Origin of the sequence: Rhodococcus yunnanensis NBRC 103083, from assembly GCF_001895005.1 — a bacterium.
Lineage (GTDB): Bacteria > Actinomycetota > Actinomycetes > Mycobacteriales > Mycobacteriaceae > Rhodococcoides > Rhodococcoides yunnanense.
Map to the genome: position 1 here is coordinate 1 of NZ_BCXH01000052.1, position 1,377 is coordinate 1,377.

Below are 1,377 nucleotides of genomic sequence, written 5' to 3' on the forward strand. Positions count from 1 at the left end.
CTCGCATGAGGCTGTGGTGAATCAGTTGGTGTGGAAGCGTGCGGAGTTCGGTGTGGGGGTGGGGGATGTGGTGTTGCTCAAGACTGCGGCGACGTTCGATTTGTCGGTGTGGGAATTCTGGTCGGCGTTGGTGTCGGGTGCGTCGGTGGTGGTGGCGTCGGTGGAGGGTCATCGGGATGCGGCGTATTTGCACGAGTTGATGGTGGCGGAGTCGGTGACGACGTTGCATGTGGTGCCGTCGATGTTGTCGGCGTTGTTGGCGGTTTCTGGTGGGGTGTTGTCGGGTTCGTTGGTGCGGGTGTTGGCGATCGGTGAGGCGTTGCCTGCGGCGACGGCGCAGTGGTTCCGTCGGGGTAATGCGGGTGCGTTGTTCAATTTGTACGGTCCGACCGAGGCTGCGGTGTCGGTGACGGTGCATGAGGTGGGTGCCGGTGATGTCTCGGGTGTGCCTATTGGTGTGCCGGAGTGGAATACGGGTGTGTTGGTGCTCGATGAGCGGTTGCATCCGGTGCCGGTGGGTGTGTCGGGTGAGTTGTATTTGGCGGGTGTGCAGTTGGCGCGTGGGTATGTGGGTCGGGTGGATTTGACGGCGGAGCGGTTTGTGGCGAATCCGTTTGTGGGGGTTGCGGGTGTGGGTGTGGGGTCGCGGTTGTATCGGACGGGTGATGTGGTGCGGTGGGGTGGTTCGGGTGAGTTGGAGTATGTGGGGCGTTCTGATTTTCAGGTGAAGGTGCGTGGTTTCCGGATCGAGTTGGGGGAGATCGAGTCGGCGTTGCGTGGGTTGGGTGGGGTGGTCGATGTTGCGGTGGTGGCTCGGGTGGATGATGTTGCGGGGGATCAGTTGGTGGCGTATGTGGTTGGCGGTGTGGGTGTGGATGGGTCGAGGGTTGTGTTGGATGTGGGTGCGTTGAAGGTGGAGTTGGGTGCTGTGGTGCCGTCGTACATGGTGCCGTCGGCGTTTGTGGTGTTGGATGCGTTGCCGTTGACGGTGAACGGGAAGTTGGATCGGGCTGGGTTGCCGGATCCGGTGTTCGAGGCTGCGGTGTTCCGTGCTCCGTCGACTCCGGTGGAGGAGGCGGTGGCTCGGGTGTTCTCGGAGGTGTTGGGTGTCGATCGTGTGGGTGTCGATGATGATTTCTTTGCGTTGGGTGGTAATTCGTTGATTGCGACGCAGGTGGTGTCGCGGTTGGGTGTGGCGTTGGATGCGGTGGTGCCGGTGCGGTTGGTGTTCGAGGCGCCGTCGGTGGGTGGTTTGGCGGTTCGGGTGGAGGCGTCGGTGGGGTCGGGTGTGCGGGTGCCGTTGGTGGCGGGGGTGCGTCCGGTGGTGGTTCCGTTGTCGTTGGCGCAGCAGCGAATGTGGTTCCTCAACCGCTTCGA

General features: G+C 62.5%; 1 protein-coding gene. It reads left to right on the forward strand.

Features of this window, described 5'->3' with window-relative positions; translation table 11 throughout:
- The coding region (locus RY1_RS29225; RefSeq protein ID WP_139280021.1) for an AMP-binding protein at positions 1–1,377 on the forward strand (1,377 nt) is incomplete at both ends.